The following is a 14,577-nucleotide window of genomic DNA, read 5'->3' on the forward strand; positions in this document are numbered from 1 at the left end:
GAATATGACCGATTCCATTCCGGACATCATTTTCCACAATGGCGAGATCACTACACTGGATCGCGCCAACCCAGTCGCCCACGCCGTTGCAATCAAAGACGGCAAGTTTCTGGCTGTAGGGTCAGACCAGGAAGTCCTGGCGCTGGCTGGCTCAGCCACAAAAGTTGTCGACCTCAAGCGCCGTTGTGTGCTCCCTGGCTTAGTCGATAACCATACCCACATGGTCCGCGGCGGCCTTAACTACAATCTGGAATTGCGCTGGGACGGTGTGCGTTCACTGGCTGACGCCATGGACATGCTCAAGCGCCAAGTGGCTAACACACCAGCACCGCAGTGGGTTCGCGTGGTAGGTGGCTTCACTGAACACCAGTTCGCTGAAAAGCGTTTGCCAACCATAGCCGAGATCAATGCGATCGCGCCCGATACACCTGTATTTCTTCTGCATCTCTATGACCGGGCCTTGCTCAATGGTGCGGCCTTGCGCGCGGTCGCCTACACCCGAGATACCCCCGAGCCACCAGGCGGGAAAATTTACCGCGATGCCAATGGTGCGCCTACGGGCCTGCTGTTGGCCACGCCCAACGCGACGATCCTTTACGCCACGTTGGCCAAGGGACCGAAGTTGCCCTTCGACTATCAGGTCAACTCCACTCGCCATTTCATGCGCGAGCTCAATCGCTTGGGTGTGACAGGGGTTATTGATGCGGGCGGCGGTTTCCAAAACTATCCCGACGATTACGCAGTGATCCAGAAGTTGGACAACGATGGGCAAATGACGGTCAGGTTGGCTTACAACCTGTTCACTCAGAAACCCAAGGAAGAGAAGGAGGACTTCCTCAAGTGGACCTCCAGCGTTAAGTACAAGCAAGGAAACGACTACTTCCGTCACAACGGCGCGGGCGAAATGTTGGTGTTTTCCGCTGCCGACTTCGAAGATTTTCGCCAGCCGCGACCGGACCTGCAGCCCGAGATGGAGGGAGAACTGGAGGAAGTTGTGCGCATCCTCGCAGAGAACCGATGGCCGTGGCGGTTGCATGCCACCTACGACGAAACCATTACCCGAGCGCTGGATGTATTTGAGAAGGTCAACGAGGACATCCCCCTCGCTGGCATCAATTGGTTCTTTGATCATGCCGAAACCATCTCGGACAAATCGATCGACCGTATCGCCGCGCTCGGCGGTGGCATCGCTGTACAACATCGTATGGCTTATCAGGGGGAGTACTTCGTCGAGCGCTACGGCGCCCGTGCGGCGCAAGCGACCCCGCCCGTAGCGCGCATACTGGAAAAAGGGGTGAAAGTGTCTGCAGGCACCGATGCCACCCGGGTTGCCTCCTACAACCCCTGGGTTTCGCTATCCTGGATGGTAACCGGTAAAACGGTGGGCGGTCTGAATCTGTACCCTCAACGAAACCTGCTTGATCGCGAAGCGGCGTTGCGGATGTGGACAGAGAATGTCGCCTGGTTTTCTAACGAAGAGGGCAAACGTGGTCGCATCCAGACCGGTCACTTTGCTGACCTGATTGTGCCAAGTAAGGACTACTTCTCTGTGCCTGAAGACGAGATTTCATTTCTTACCGCCGATATGACCGTGGTTGGCGGGCGCGTGGTTTACGGGGCCGGCCAATTCGCCAGGTTTGACGACAACCCGCTACCGCCCGCCATGCCTGACTGGTCGCCGACGCGTACCTTTAAAGGTTATGGCGCTTGGGGAGACCCAGACGGAGCAGGCAGAAACTCGCTGGCTCCGCTGCGCGCCCAAGTCGCGGCCTCGTGCGGCTGCGCAAGCTTTTGCGGCCTGCACGGTCACGATCATGCCGGTGCATGGGGATCCAATGCTCCAGTATCGGACCCTCGAAGTTTTTTTGGTGCCTTGGGCTGCTCCTGTTGGGCCGTGTAAAAATGGGCCGGTGATCGATCAGCTATCCTATGAGGGTCATCGGCCATTACTCCTGCACTGCCAGCGCCTCAATCAATTCTTGGGTGGTCACGATTGAATGAGCGAAGGTCGGCCCGTTCAACTCGTGGGGTGCTACGTGTTTGACGCTTTTGGCTGGGAGAATGGCGGCGAGGACGTTGCGGACCATTGCGCACGCTTTTGGCCGAGTGCGCTCTAAAGAGATTACAAGGAACTAGGCAGCCACAAACTCGATCACCGTCTTGCCCTTGCCGCGGCCTTCGGCGACTTGGCGAAATGCCTCGTTGACGTCGTGCGGCGCAAAGTGCTGTTGATCCACGCGGATCGTCAGTTGACCCGCATTGGCCAGCGCAGCGGCCTCGCGCAGGATAGCGCCGTGATGGTCGCGTCCTTTGCCGGTGAGCAGCGGAGCCAGAGTGAAAATTCCCGAGTAGGTGGCACTTTTGAACGACAACGGTGCCAGGCTGTGCTGGCCCCAGCCCAGGCAGCTCAGCACGTGCCCGGTATAGGCCTTCACGGCTTTGAATGATGCATCCAGCGTGCTGCCGCCGACGGTGTCGTAGACGATGTCGAACCCTTCGCCGGCGGTGTAGTGCTCGACATAATCCTCAACGCTCTGTGCCTGATAGTCGATCGCTGTAGCCCCCAGCGAGCGTATGAAGTCGAGACTGCCCGCCGAACCGGTGGCGTAGACATCGGCACCGCGTGCCTTGGCCAGTTGCACAGCCACTTGGCCGACCCCACCCGCGCCCCCATGAATCAGGACACGCTGACCAGAGCGAACATTGGCGTGATCGACCAGACCTTCCCACGCGGTGATGAATACCAAAGGCAATGCAGCCGCCTCACGCATGCTGAGGGTGTGTGGCTTGACCGCGATCAGGCGGGCATCCACGGCAATGTACTCGGCCATGGTGCCTTGGGCACCGCCGATCCCGCCGGGCATGCCGAAGACTTCCTGGCCCGGGATGAACCCGTCGACCGCTTCGCCCGTTTCGACCACCGTACCGGCAAGATCAAGGCCGAGCACGGCCGGCAGCGTTTGGCGGGCGTGAGCCCCTGCGCCGGCGGCAATTTTGGTATCGAGCGGATTGACCCCTGCGGCGTGAACCTTGACCAGCACTTGCCCCTTACCGGGAACAGGGCGATCGATGTGACGGATGGCGAGAGGGGATTGAGCGGACTCGGCGATGGCGGCAAGCATGGAATGTTTCATGACGGGAACCTGTGTTGGGATGGACGCTTACAGATTGCCGCGCTTTAATCATTCCGATAAGAAACCCAATTTGCATATGACTTATTCCCCAAAGAGAACCAATCGTCGATGGATCTGTTCGACAGCATGCATGTCTTTGTCCGCGTCGTGGAGCGCGGGTCCTTCTCGGCGGTCGCCCGTGAACTGAACATGGGGCAGCCAGCAGTGAGTAAGCAAGTGCGCGCGCTGGAGCAATATCTGGGTGGGCCACTGTTCGCACGCAGCACTCGGCACCTGGCCCTGACCGACCAAGGTCAACGCTTCTACGACCACTGCCAGGAAATCCTCGGCCACGTCGAAACTGCTACACGGAGCTTTACCAGTGGCCAAGAGCAGATTGCCGGCCCTTTACGAGTCGCCGCCCCGGTCAGTTATGGAAGGTTATGCATCGCACCGCTCATAGGGACTTTCCTGCAACGCCATCCTGACGTGCGGATTGACCTGCGGCTGAGTGACCACAATGAAGACCTGCTCAAGGAAAACATCGATCTGGCGATCCGCATTGGCGTAGTGAAGGGCGAGGGATTGGTGGCACTGCCACTGGGCAATAGCCCACGGCGTGTCTATGCCGCGCCCGCTTACTTGGCTCTGCACGGCGTGCCACGTGAGCCCAGCGAACTGTCCGATCACAACTGCATCGGCTTCACGTTGCTGGAGCATTACGACCGTTGGCACTTTACCCACAGCGCCGAGGAACTCGATGTAGCCATTCAGGGCAACGTCACCAGCAACAGCAGCGAGGCCATCCGCGAAATGGTGCTCTCCGGCCTGGGTATTTCCCTCTCACCGCAATGGCTGTTCACAGCTGACGTCGAGCAGGGCAGGGTGAGTACCGTACTCGACAACTATCATACCAGCGCGCTGCCTGTCAGCGCCGTACTCAGCCGCGAGCGACGACGTTCAGCGCGGACGATGGCGTTCATCGATTTTTTACGCGAGCAATTGTTGTAGAGGCGCCTTGTGATACGCCGTCCGCTGCTTTCTTCTCCGGGACCCTGAAACTGTCTGATGACAGTCCCAAGTCGATTACTGTCGTATTTTTCCAGCTACCAGACATTTGATGCGGCCGAGTATTGGCACGGCAGCACGTGCCGGGGAGATCAGCTCATGAGCGTACGCCTGCGGCCTGCTGCAACCGCCGCACCGCGTCCCGGGCCTGGGCGCCGAGTTCGGCCAGGTCGAAGTCAGGCAACCGGTCGTCGTGTACGGTCAACCGGCCACCGACCAGCAAGGCGTGCAACGTCGGGCGTCCTCCGCCCACCACCGGCCCGATCGCCGGGTCATGCAGGCCGAAGTATCGCGGCTGGTCCAGGCGATAGATCGCCAGGTCGGCCGCCATGCCCACTTGCACGCTGCCCACGGCGTCCAGCCCCAGCACCCGAGCCCCGCCAGACGTACCCCAGCGCACCACGTCTTCCACCGTGGCCGCGCTGGCACCGCCTTCCTCGTCACCGCCGGCATAACGCGGGCGGGCCCGTTCGCCAAGTCTGGCCCTTTGCATCAGCCAGGCGGCGTGGGTTTCGCTGATCATGTCGCAGGCCTCGTTGGAGGCGGCGCCATCCACGCCAATCGACACCGGCATTCCCGCAGCCTCCATGGCCACCACATCGGCAATGCCACTGCCCAGGCGGCCATTGCTTTGCGGGCAATGCGCAATGCCCGTACCGCTGGCCCCGAGCATGCGGATTTCCTCGGCGTCGAGTTTCACCAAATGCGCGAACCACACGTCCGGCCCCAGCCACTCGTGCTCGGCACAGAACGCCACTGGCGACATGCCGTGGCGTTGCCGCACCTCATTTTGATATTCGACGGTTTCGCTCAGATGGCTGTGCAGGCGAATGCCCAGTCGCCGGGCGACCCGGGCGGTTTCGCGCAGGTGTTCGGCAGGCATGGAGTAGGGCGGGCTGGTGGGCGCCATCACCACCCGCCGCCAGGCATCGGCGGCCGGGTCGTGGTAGCGCCGCACCAGACGCCCGACATCGTCCAGGTATTGCTCCAGGGTCTCCGGCCCCGCCACGGACTTGCCTTCGGCTTGCCGTGCTTGTGTGGCGCCGCCACGGCAGAGGACAAACCGCAGCCCCAGCCGTTCGGCTTCCTCGAACAGCACCTCGGCACTGTCAAAGTCCATGCCCAGCAAGTACAGGTAATGATGGTCTGCGACGGTGGCGCAGCCGGATCGTGCCAATTCGACCAGGCCAATGCGCGCGGCGAGGCGAAAGCTTTGCTCGTCAAACGCGCCGCGATAGCGATAGGGCACGGCACCCAGCCAGGCTCCCAGACTCTGGTCGATACCTGCGGGAATGCCTTTGAGCAGCGACTGAAACAGGTGATGGTGGGTATTGACCCACGCCGGGTAGACCACGCAATCGGTGGCATCCAGCACTCGCTCGCCGGGCTGGGGTTGCAGGGCGCCGATGGCGCTGATGTGGCCGTCGACGATACGGATATCAGGCCCGGCGTGGCGCGCCGCCGCGCCGGACAAACCGGTGAGGATGGCGCTGGCGTTACGTACCAGCCAGCTATTTTGAATCTTCATGTGAGGCTCCATACGCCGCATCTGCGGCGGATTCAAAGGGTCAGCCGAGTTCGCTTTCGTGCCAGTTGCGCAGGCTCAACCGGGCCAGCACGGCCATCAGGCTGAATAACGCGACACCGGTCAAGGCGATCAGCAGCAGGGCAGCGAACAGCCTTGGAATATTCAGTTGAAAGCCGGCCTGGAGGATCTGATACGCCAGCCCTGCACCGGTGCCCCCGGTGCCGGCAACGAACTCCGCCACCACCGCGCCGATCAACGCAAGCCCGCTGGCAATGCGCAGCCCGGCAAAAAAACACGGCAGGGCGCTGGGAATGCGCAGGCGCAACAGCACCTGCCAGCGGCTGGCGCGGTTCAGGCGGAACAGATTGAGCAGGCCGGGATTGACGCTGCGCAAGCCGAGTACGGTGTTGGCGATGATCGGGAAAATCGCCACCAGGGTCGCGCAAATAACCAACGCCAGCGTGGTGTTGCTGCACCAGATGATGATCAGCGGCGCCACGGCCACCACCGGCGTCACCTGCAACAGAATGGCGTAGGGAAACAGGCTGGCTTCCAGCACGCGGCTCTGCACAAACACAAACGCCGCCAGGGTGCCGATAAGCACCGCCAGGGCAAACGAGAAAAAAGTGATCTTCAAGGTCATCCACAATGCACCGAACAGCATCGGGCCATCGCTGATCAGGGTACGGCCGATATCGACCGGGGAGGGCACTAAATACACCGGCACCTTCCAGGCCACACATGCCAATTGCCACAGACCCAGCAATACCGCGCCGAGCAGCAGCGGCGAGACGATGCGCAACACCGTGGGGTGACGTAACCAGGGAGTAAAGGACGAGTTCATGATGATCGGGCTCTCAGTGAAGTCAGCAAGAATCGCCATTGGCCTCGGCCAGCAGCCGGGACAGGCGTGCGCACTGCGCGATAAAGGCCGGGGAGGTGCGGTAGGCCTCGTCTCGTTCCAACGGGCCGTCGATTTCGATGTCGGCGATTACTCGGCCCGGGCGCGCACCCATCACCACCACCCGCGATGACAGGTAGACGGCCTCGAAAATGCTGTGGGTGACGAACACAACGGTCAGGTCGCGGCTAGCCCACAGCTGACGCAGGTCGCTGTCGAGCTTGTTGCGGGTGAACTCATCCAGGGCGCCGAAGGGCTCGTCCATCAGCAGCAGATTGGGCTCGGTGGCCAAGGCCCGGGCGATGGACGCGCGCATTTGCATGCCGCCGGACAGTTCCCGCGGGTACACCTGGCTGAAGCGGTCCAAGCCGACAAGGGCAAGGGCGGCGTCGACCTTCGGCTGGCTCTGGGTTTTGGGCACATTGGCCAGGTCCAGCGGCAGGCGCACGTTGTCGCTGACCTTCGCCCAAGGCATCAGGGTCGCCTCCTGGAACACCATCGCCAGGCTTTGCCCTTGGGTCGGGCTGGCCGGGCTGTCCTTGCCCCACCAGCGCACGTGGCCGGCGGAGGGCTTTTCGAGGCCGGCGAACATTTTCAGCAGGGTGCTCTTGCCGCAGCCCGAAGGGCCGAGCAATGAAACGAACTCGCCGCGCTGAATGGCCAGCTTCACCCGGCTCAAGGCCTGGGTACCGTTGCTGTAGGTTTTTTCCACCTGATTGGCGAACAGCGGTGTTTGCACGCCGACGCTGTCGCCCCGTGGCAACGCCTGTGGCAGGGCGTTGGCCCCAGTTATGGTTTGCATCAACATAGCGCTCTCCCCTTGGGTCATGAGCGTCCGGTAAAGCCCCGGCACACCGGGGCGCTGACTTCAATGGCTGAGGAACACTTCACTTTCACCGTGAGCTTCGAGCAGGCCCAGCAATTGCCGGCGAATCACCAGGCCAGGCTTGTCCGACGGCATGTGCAGTTCCACTCGCCGGCGAGTATCGACACAGGCGTCGTAATCGGTGGCTTCGAGGATGTCGCGGTCTTCGGCGGTGATCGCTGCGTCCCAGTCGATCAGTTCCTGGGTCGAGCATTGCTCTTCGCTGTCATTGCGGTACAGCCACTGGACCAGCATCAGTCGCCCGTCTTCCATGGGTGTCGCGCAGTTGTAGATGATGTGGTGGATGCCGCTGTCCGGGTACATGCAGCCAAAGCGCCGGGAGAAGGGCAGGTAATAGCGGTTGATCAGGTGGCGCTGGGTGATCGGCTCGCGGGTGCCGGTGATGCGATAGCTCTCCTCAGGATTGCGGATCGGCACCCGGGTCTCCGCCTCGAAGCCGTAGTCGGTTTCGCGAAACTCGTAGCCGGCCGGCGCGGGCTGGTCGAAAAGGCCGAAGTTGGCTTTGTGGACGAAGGAAAAATGCGAGTTGTCAAAGGAGTTTTCCATGACCCGCAGCGGGCTGGTTTTCCACTCTTCATAAAACTGGAAGATGCGCCGGTAGCCCGGGGCGCCATCCTCGGGAAACTCAGGGATTGGTTGCAGAGGATCGTCGAGGGCAACCCAGGCGTAGCCGTATTTTTCCTGGCAGTGAAAGGCCTGGACCGAGGCGCCCGGCGGAATCATGCCAGCGGGGTTTTGCGGGATCTTCACGCAGGTGCCGGTGCAGTCGTATTCCCAGCCGTGATAGCCGCAGGCGATGTTGCCGTCCTCGCTGACAAAGCCTTTCGAGAGCTTGGCGGTGCGGTGGCAGCAACGGTCGCGCATGGCCACCGGGGTGCCGTCGGGGCGCTTCCACAGCACCAGCGCCTCACCGAGTAAAGTGAAGGGCTGCGGGCCGGCATCCAGCGCGGTCATGGGCAGCAGGGCATACCAGAAACGGCGCAATACAGGTTGTTTGGTGACCAACATAACAAGTGTCCTCACGGTATTCGTTCAGCCGGCTCTTGGGCTCGGGCTCTGGGTTCAGCAGTCTTGCAATCAGGCTCAGCGGCTGGCGGACTGTTCGGCGCCAGGCAGTACCTTCAAGTCCTCGACGAAGCGCGTGGTGTAGGCCTTCTGCCAAGGCGCATCGGCACCGAGCAGGCCGGCGTCGACCATGAAGTTTCGGGTGGCCTGCCAGCGCGCATCGCTCATCACGCCGATGCCTTGGGTGGCGGCATCACCACCGGTAACCAGGCGATATTGCTTGAGCGTCGACAAGCCCCAGGCGAGCAATTCATCGCTCATGTTCGGGTTGTCGGCCTTGATCAGGTGGTTAGCGCTCGGGTTGTCGAGGTAGCGCTTCCAGCCCTCCATCGAGGCGCGAACAAAGCGCTGGACTCGCTCAGGATGCTGATCGATCACGTCCTGGCGGGTGGCCAGGGTCGAGCCGTAGGGCGGGTAACCGGCGTCGGCAAACAGGAAGAAGTTGGCTTTCTCCCCGGCCTTCAACGCCTGGAACAACTCGGAGCTGGCATAGGCCTGCTGCGTGGTGTTGGCGTTCGCGAGGAAGGGTTGCAGGTTGAAGGTGTAGGGGCGGGCCTGGCTGTCCTTGAGCTGGTATTTTTCCTTGAGCCACGGCCACCACGTTTGCTGGCCGGAGGTGGACACCAGCACCTGTTTGTTCTGCAACGCATCCAGGCCGCTCACATCGGCGTGGGTCAGCAGACCCTGAGGATCACCTTGAAAGGGCGCGGCCACGGCCACTACCGGCAGGCCTTGCTCCACACTCTTGAGAATCTGCAAGTCGTAGTTGACGATGAAATCGGCCTGCTTGTTGAGCAGCAACTGCATGCCATTGACCTGCGGCCCACCCATGCGAATGGTCACGTCCAGGCCTTCTTTTTCATACAGTCCATCCGCCAGGGCCTGGTAGAAGCCGCCCTGTTCGGCTTGGGCATACCAGGAAGTAAGCAGCACCACCTTGTCATTGGCCAAAGCCAGTGGAGACGCGATCAGGGCGGCGGGCACAAGCGCCGTGGCCAGTAGCGAGCGAAGCGGTTGACCCAAGGCAAAGCGAATTTTCATGATGTGTTCTCCACAACGATTCGAAAACCGCCGCGCGCCAATCGGCACGCCAGCGAGGGACCGATTGGAGAGAACAAGGGGAGGAGAGAGGGCGTATATGCGTAGTTACACGGCTGACACTTCTCTCTTGCCCGGGGCGCTGGCGCCGCGTTCAAGCATCCAATCGGACGTACGCCCACAGGGAGGGGCGCAAGAGCAATGCCCGGTGCCATTGCTGGCACTGACCGCTTCTACTCGAAAGCGGTCATAGCCAAAAGTGTGCCAAGCCGTCGCAGGCCCGCCCTCACGGGATCCGGCGGGCGAGGCAATCAGCAGGAGGTGGGCAGGCGAATCGCAACGGTGCGAATTCAAATGAGCGCGCCTCAATCTGGTGCGCAACCGATAGCTGCAAAGTATTCAGTTTTACCCATCGATTGTGCTGAATGAGGGTTGAAGATTGTATTCGCTCAGTTGGCACAACCCCTGCTTAGTCCGGAATCGAGTAGAAGCGGTCAGCACAGAGGGCTCTCAACAGGACCCGAGGTGCAGGGCATTGCTCTGGCGGCATTACGCCGCGCACCCGGCAAGGGTCGCCCCTCGTTAATTTGAGGGCCAGAGCAGTTGTCTGATCGCAGCTCGGGCATGCCTTGCCGGTGATATCCGCTAATCACCTGACAAGGGCAGCCCATGAAAGCATCGCGTATTCCATTACTTGCACCTTCACAGCTGCGTCGCAGCCTGGCGCCGCTGTTAGCTCTGGTCAGCGCCGGCGCCGAAGCTGGCCCTCTGTTGTGGAACGACAACAGCTTGAGCTACCTCTACGGCGAGCATTTCAAAGTCGACGGCACTGGCGACGATACTCAGCAAACGCTGAGCTTCGAGCACGCCAGCGGTTGGACGTGGGGCGACATCTTCATGTTCGTCGACAACAAATGGTCCAGCGGACTCTCGGGTGCCGACGGCCATTCCTACTACGGTGAATTCTCCCCACGGCTGTCGCTGGGCAAAATCACTGACCGCTCCCTGAGCTATGGCATCGTCAAGGACGTCCTCATCGCTGCCACCTACGAGCGCGGTGAAAACCGCAATCGCAAATACCTGCTGGGTCCCGCTGTCGACCTCGTGCTTCCAGGCTTCGATCGCTTTTCCCTGAATACCTACTACCGCAAACCCGACGGCATCACCGGTAAGGCGTCAGGTCAATGGCAGATCAACCCGACCTGGTCCATGACCCTCCCGGTGGGTCGCTCCGACATTCTTTTCGACGGCTATCTGGAGTGGTACGTCAACGACGTCGGCAACAAAGGCACCTCCAACTATGTGGCCAGGAGCTTTCACTTCAACCCACAAGTCAAATACGACGTGGGCAAGGCGCTGGGGCAACAGCAAAAACGTTTTTATGCGGGACTTGAGTGGGATTACTGGTCGAATAAATACGGGATTGAAGACACGAGCGGATTCTCTACCGACCAGAATGCGCTGAGTCTCTTGCTCAAGGTGCATTTTTGACGGGGGCCGATCGCCAATTGCAAAAAGCGGCCTTGACGCACCACCTCGGCAAACTGGCGAAATCGGTGTTCATCGCCGCTACTCCTGCACTGCCAGCGCTTCAATCAATTCTTGGGTGGTGACGATTGAGTGAGCGAAAGTCGGCCCGTTCAACTCGTGGGCGGCGTGCATCATTTCCGCGCGGAAAGCGGCGGTCGCATCGCGCACCAGCGTGACGTGGTAGCCCAATTCCGAGGCGTAGCGGGCGGTCGCTTCGATGCAGGTGTTGGCGAGCAGGCCGACGATGATCACGTGGGTGATGCCTTTCTGCTTCAGGCGAAAATCAAGGTCGGTATTGGCAAAGCCGCTGGAGCCCCAGTGTTCCTGCACGACAATGTCGCCGTCCTTGGGCGCGAAATCGGGATGCCATTCGCCGCCCCATTCACCGCGTGCGAAGTGGTGCATGTGCATGATTTTGCACTGGGTCGGTGTTGGATGGTCCCAGCCTTCGTAGTCGCCATGTTCCCAACGGTGGTGCGGCACGATGACCACCGGAATGTTCTGCGCTCGTACGGCGCGATCGAGGGTCCGCAGGTTGTCGAGCAGCCCGACCTGTTCGGCAATCGGCTTGATCAAGGGGAAGACCTTGCCGTTTTCCGAGAGAAAATCGTTGTACGGATCGACCAGCAGATAAGCGGTGCGGTTCAGCGGATAAGAGGCGTTCGACATGACGATGTACTCCACGCAAGTTGAGTGACCGATGCCGTGGGCTCGCCCGGGCATCAGTTTTTTATGACGACGAAAAAGCTCAAGTCAGTTGAAGGCGCTGCGGTAGGCAAAGAGGCCAGGCAAGCCGCCGGTCATCACAAACAGTAGATTGCTTCCCGCCGGGTAGTCGCCTTGGCGCACGGCAGCGAGCAACCCGGCGAAGGCCTTGCCACCGTAGACCGGATCCGTCAGCAAGCCCTCAACGGAGGCCAGCAGCCGAACCGCTTCCGACATCGATTCGGTGGGGGCGCCATAGGCGTCGCCACGTTGACTGCCATCCACAGTGATTGCGCTTTCCACAAGGGATGCGGACGGGTCCAGGAGCTGCAAGGTTTCCCGAGTTTTGCCCAAGGTCGTCGCCGTGGCCTGCTCCTCTGTGGCCAACACCGAGTAGCCGATAACTTCGGTTGATGATCGAGCGAGTGCCAGACCTGCTTGCAGTCCTGAATGGGTTCCGGCGCTGCCATTGGGAATGATGATCCGCTCGAAGTGAACGCCGAGCGCGTCCGCCTGGCGGAGGATCTCTCCTGCACAAGCGGCGTAGCCCAGACTGCCCCTGGGGCTGGAGCCGCCCAATGGTATGAGGAAGGGTTTTTTGCCTTGGCTTTTGAGCGCGCTGAGCAATTCGCCAGCGTAGCTGTCCGGCGTCAGACCCCGCGGCAGTCGATGAACCTTTGCGCCAAACAAGTCATCGAGCAATACGTTGCCGTTATGACAAAAATCATCATCGCTGCGCACCGCCGACGGGGTCAGGATTAGCTCGCAGGCCAAGCCTTGGCGGGCCGCGACGGCGGCGGTCAACCGGGCGTGATTGGATTGAAAACCGCCCCAGGTAACCAGTGTGTCCGCGCCTTCGGCCAACGCTTCGCCAAGCAGGAATTCAAGTTTGCGCAGTTTGTTACCGCCGCCGCCGAGGCCCATCAGGTCATCGCGTTTGACGTACAGATTGCAGCCATGCAGCTCGGCTGCCCGGCTCAGGCGGGACAGCTTCTGAATCGGTGTCGGGCCTTCCAGCAGCGCCACTCGGGGGTAAGCAGCCAGCGCAGTTTCCAGTTGATTCAAGTCGTGAGGCATGACGGTTCACTTGACGTTGATGAAAGGAAGTGGGGCGGTCACTTCACCAAGGCCCCGGCCAAATGGTTAATAACTGGTATTGCAGTTAAGTCGCTTTGTCAGGCCGGGGCGGACTCTCGTGCCACTTGCCTGAGGATTTGTTCGTATTCTTTGACGGATAGCGATCCGGACACCAATTGACGACCATTCAGCACCATGGCCGGGACCGAGTTGATCCCGCGCTGAAGGTAAAAACTTTCAAGTTCACGGACCTCGAGAGCGAACGCCTCGCTAGTCAAAATCTCGCGGGCGCGGGTGGTAGAAAGTCCCGCTTCACCGGCTAGACGCACCAGTGTTTCGTGGTCGCTGGGGTTCTCGCCATTGGTGAAATAAGCCTCGATCAGGATTTTCTTCAGCGCGACCTGGCGGCCTTCCTGCACGGCCCAGAGCAGAAGGCGATGGGCGTCGAAGGTGTTGTAGAAATGGCTGCGCTTTTCCAGGTCGAACTGAAAACCGATGGCTTTGCCGCGCGCGACGATCATTTCATTGCGCGAGGCGACTTCTTCGGCGCTGCGCCCGTATTTGCGCATCATGTGCTTGATGGCGTGCTCGCCCTCGGCCGGCATGTCCGGGTTCAGTTCGAAGGGCTTGAAGGTCAGCTCCACGGCAACCTCGCCGGCAACATTCGCGATGGCTTGTTCCAGCGCTGTGGCGCCGAGTGCGCACCAGGGGCACACGACATCCGACACAAAGTCGATACTGACGGGGAAGGTCATTTCTTCGACTCCGTCAGTTGTTGGCGGTACTCGGTGGTGGTAATTCCGGCATAGCCCCAGTTGTCGGTGTCGACCTCTTCAATAACGATATGGGTGAGGTGCGGGTCCTTGTTGAGGACGGTTTGCATGGTCTTGGTGATCTCGGCGATGACTTGAGATTTCTGTTCTTTGGTAACGCCGTCGCGAGTGATACGAACGCTGATGAAAGGCATGGGATAAGTCTCCAGTAGGCGCCCCATCGACATGATGAGGGGAGCAGTGGGATGGACTTTAGAGTGTTGCGTTCAGGGGATAAATCAGGGGCGGAGAACATCACTTATAACGCGGTGTAATCAATACAACTGGGGGCTTTGCAGAAGGTAAATCGCCCTCCCTGGCTGCAGGCGCGGGGAGGGCGAATGCTACGGCGGGAGGAATCAGTTCTGCGCTTTGCTCATGCGGGTAAATAGCTCGGTGGGTACTTTCTTGCCGTTGGAAATGTACTGATTGGTTCTGAACTTGTAGACCTCACCTTCTGAAAGAAAACCATCATGGTTGGTGTCCATCGCTTTGAATTCTTCACCGCCCTGAGGTGCCACAGCCAGCAGCTCTTTAAGAGAGACGAGGCCATCATGGTCGCTATCTGTGCGAGCGAAAGAGTCGTCGCCACATTTGCCTTCACCGCACTTGCCTTCGGCAGTAGCGGACTTGTCGCTGGCTTCGCTGGCCCCGCATTTGCCTTCGCCACATTTGCCCTCGCCGCACTTGCCTTCGCCGGTTTTATCGGCCGATGCCAGTTGGTAGCCTTGGGACAAAGGCTCAACAGCAAAAGCCGCAGACGATGCCAGGCTCATGCCACCGGCTAAAGCAATTGCGGCCAGGCCAAGACTGGTTTTGTTCGACATTGGTTTACGGTACATAGTGCTTCTCCA

14 protein-coding genes and 1 pseudogene are annotated in these 14,577 nt (G+C 60.3%); 3 read left to right on the forward strand and 12 right to left on the reverse strand.

Translation table 11 applies throughout. From position 1 onward, the window contains the following. Positions 1–4 precede the first annotated feature (4 nt). Positions 5–1,900 carry an amidohydrolase gene (locus D8U71_RS04715; RefSeq protein WP_241664198.1) on the forward strand — a complete coding sequence of 632 codons (1,896 nt, stop codon included), beginning with the start codon at positions 5–7 and terminating at the stop codon, positions 1,898–1,900. Between the two features lie 46 nt (positions 1,901–1,946). Here D8U71_RS04715 and D8U71_RS28545 read toward each other — a convergent pair. After that, positions 1,947–2,087, reverse strand: a pseudogene (locus D8U71_RS28545) (cysteine hydrolase); the annotation flags it as partial. Positions 2,088–2,132: 45 nt separating this feature from the next. Beyond that, positions 2,133–3,134, reverse strand: a complete 1,002-nt coding sequence (locus tag D8U71_RS04720) for a zinc-dependent alcohol dehydrogenase family protein (protein ID WP_130887253.1) — start codon at positions 3,132–3,134, stop codon at positions 2,133–2,135. A 108-nt stretch (positions 3,135–3,242) separates the two neighbouring features. Between D8U71_RS04720 and D8U71_RS04725 the strand changes: the two genes are divergently transcribed. After that, positions 3,243–4,124 (forward strand): LysR family transcriptional regulator, encoded by an 882-nt coding sequence (locus tag D8U71_RS04725; RefSeq protein ID WP_130887254.1) that lies wholly within the window; start codon positions 3,243–3,245, stop codon positions 4,122–4,124. A 154-nt stretch (positions 4,125–4,278) separates the two neighbouring features. Here the strand turns inward: D8U71_RS04725 and D8U71_RS04730 are convergent, their stop codons facing one another. The 5 genes from D8U71_RS04730 to D8U71_RS04750 all read right to left on the reverse strand — a co-directional run bounded on the left by D8U71_RS04730 (position 4,279) and on the right by D8U71_RS04750 (position 9,602). Then, a complete protein-coding gene (locus D8U71_RS04730; RefSeq protein ID WP_130887255.1) occupies positions 4,279–5,709 on the reverse strand; it encodes an amidohydrolase family protein in 1,431 nt (476 codons plus the stop codon). Between the two features lie 40 nt (positions 5,710–5,749). Continuing rightward, on the reverse strand, positions 5,750–6,553 hold the full coding sequence (locus D8U71_RS04735; protein ID WP_130887256.1) for an ABC transporter permease: 804 nt from the start codon (positions 6,551–6,553) through the stop codon (positions 5,750–5,752). A 22-nt stretch (positions 6,554–6,575) separates the two neighbouring features. Beyond that, positions 6,576–7,418 carry an ABC transporter ATP-binding protein gene (locus tag D8U71_RS04740; protein WP_125927054.1) on the reverse strand — a complete coding sequence of 281 codons (843 nt, stop codon included), beginning with the start codon at positions 7,416–7,418 and terminating at the stop codon, positions 6,576–6,578. Positions 7,419–7,478: 60 nt separating this feature from the next. After that, on the reverse strand, positions 7,479–8,504 hold the full coding sequence (locus tag D8U71_RS04745) for an aromatic ring-hydroxylating dioxygenase subunit alpha (RefSeq protein ID WP_016774747.1): 1,026 nt from the start codon (positions 8,502–8,504) through the stop codon (positions 7,479–7,481). Between the two features lie 75 nt (positions 8,505–8,579). Continuing rightward, positions 8,580–9,602, reverse strand: a complete 1,023-nt coding sequence (locus D8U71_RS04750; RefSeq protein WP_024012978.1) for an ABC transporter substrate-binding protein — start codon at positions 9,600–9,602, stop codon at positions 8,580–8,582. A gap of 666 nt (positions 9,603–10,268) precedes the next feature. On the opposite strand from D8U71_RS04750, the gene D8U71_RS04755 reads away from it, so the two are divergent. Then, positions 10,269–11,090, forward strand: coding sequence for an outer membrane protein OmpK (locus D8U71_RS04755; RefSeq protein WP_130887257.1), 822 nt, complete (start codon positions 10,269–10,271; stop codon positions 11,088–11,090). 78 nt (positions 11,091–11,168) lie between these two features. On the opposite strand, the gene D8U71_RS04760 is transcribed toward D8U71_RS04755, so the two are convergent. From D8U71_RS04760 to D8U71_RS04780, 5 genes are all read right to left on the reverse strand, one after another. Next, entirely contained in the window at positions 11,169–11,798 is a 630-nt protein-coding gene (locus tag D8U71_RS04760) for an isochorismatase family cysteine hydrolase (RefSeq protein WP_130887258.1), read from the reverse strand. 84 nt (positions 11,799–11,882) lie between these two features. After that, positions 11,883–12,911 carry a D-cysteine desulfhydrase family protein gene (locus D8U71_RS04765; RefSeq protein WP_130887259.1) on the reverse strand — a complete coding sequence of 343 codons (1,029 nt, stop codon included), beginning with the start codon at positions 12,909–12,911 and terminating at the stop codon, positions 11,883–11,885. Between the two features lie 98 nt (positions 12,912–13,009). Further along, a complete protein-coding gene (locus D8U71_RS04770; protein WP_130887260.1) occupies positions 13,010–13,666 on the reverse strand; it encodes a DsbA family oxidoreductase in 657 nt (218 codons plus the stop codon). Next, complete coding sequence (locus tag D8U71_RS04775) at positions 13,663–13,878, reverse strand: 4-oxalocrotonate tautomerase family protein (RefSeq protein ID WP_016774741.1); 216 nt, start codon at positions 13,876–13,878, stop codon at positions 13,663–13,665. Before D8U71_RS04775 ends, D8U71_RS04770 begins: the two co-directional genes overlap by 4 nt. A 204-nt stretch (positions 13,879–14,082) precedes the next feature. Beyond that, a complete protein-coding gene (locus tag D8U71_RS04780; protein ID WP_130887261.1) occupies positions 14,083–14,565 on the reverse strand; it encodes a hypothetical protein in 483 nt (160 codons plus the stop codon). Positions 14,566–14,577: the final 12 nt, after the last annotated feature.

The organism is Pseudomonas sp. Sample_21 (genome assembly GCF_004307525.1).
Lineage (GTDB): Bacteria > Pseudomonadota > Gammaproteobacteria > Pseudomonadales > Pseudomonadaceae > Aquipseudomonas > Aquipseudomonas atacamensis.

What these genes read in the sequence shown, in the direction of transcription:
- D8U71_RS04715 (WP_241664198.1), top strand. Translation starts at nt 5, where the DNA reads ATGACCGATTCCATTCCGGACATCATTTTCCACAATGGCGAGATCACT.
- D8U71_RS04720 (WP_130887253.1), bottom strand. Translation starts at nt 3,134, where the DNA reads ATGAAACATTCCATGCTTGCCGCCATCGCCGAGTCCGCTCAATCCCCT.
- D8U71_RS04725 (WP_130887254.1), top strand. Translation starts at nt 3,243, where the DNA reads ATGGATCTGTTCGACAGCATGCATGTCTTTGTCCGCGTCGTGGAGCGC.
- D8U71_RS04730 (WP_130887255.1), bottom strand. Translation starts at nt 5,709, where the DNA reads ATGAAGATTCAAAATAGCTGGCTGGTACGTAACGCCAGCGCCATCCTC.
- D8U71_RS04735 (WP_130887256.1), bottom strand. Translation starts at nt 6,553, where the DNA reads ATGAACTCGTCCTTTACTCCCTGGTTACGTCACCCCACGGTGTTGCGC.
- D8U71_RS04740 (WP_125927054.1), bottom strand. Translation starts at nt 7,418, where the DNA reads ATGTTGATGCAAACCATAACTGGGGCCAACGCCCTGCCACAGGCGTTG.
- D8U71_RS04745 (WP_016774747.1), bottom strand. Translation starts at nt 8,504, where the DNA reads ATGTTGGTCACCAAACAACCTGTATTGCGCCGTTTCTGGTATGCCCTG.
- D8U71_RS04750 (WP_024012978.1), bottom strand. Translation starts at nt 9,602, where the DNA reads ATGAAAATTCGCTTTGCCTTGGGTCAACCGCTTCGCTCGCTACTGGCC.
- D8U71_RS04755 (WP_130887257.1), top strand. Translation starts at nt 10,269, where the DNA reads ATGAAAGCATCGCGTATTCCATTACTTGCACCTTCACAGCTGCGTCGC.
- D8U71_RS04760 (WP_130887258.1), bottom strand. Translation starts at nt 11,798, where the DNA reads ATGTCGAACGCCTCTTATCCGCTGAACCGCACCGCTTATCTGCTGGTC.
- D8U71_RS04765 (WP_130887259.1), bottom strand. Translation starts at nt 12,911, where the DNA reads ATGCCTCACGACTTGAATCAACTGGAAACTGCGCTGGCTGCTTACCCC.
- D8U71_RS04770 (WP_130887260.1), bottom strand. Translation starts at nt 13,666, where the DNA reads ATGACCTTCCCCGTCAGTATCGACTTTGTGTCGGATGTCGTGTGCCCC.
- D8U71_RS04775 (WP_016774741.1), bottom strand. Translation starts at nt 13,878, where the DNA reads ATGCCTTTCATCAGCGTTCGTATCACTCGCGACGGCGTTACCAAAGAA.
- D8U71_RS04780 (WP_130887261.1), bottom strand. Translation starts at nt 14,565, where the DNA reads ATGTACCGTAAACCAATGTCGAACAAAACCAGTCTTGGCCTGGCCGCA.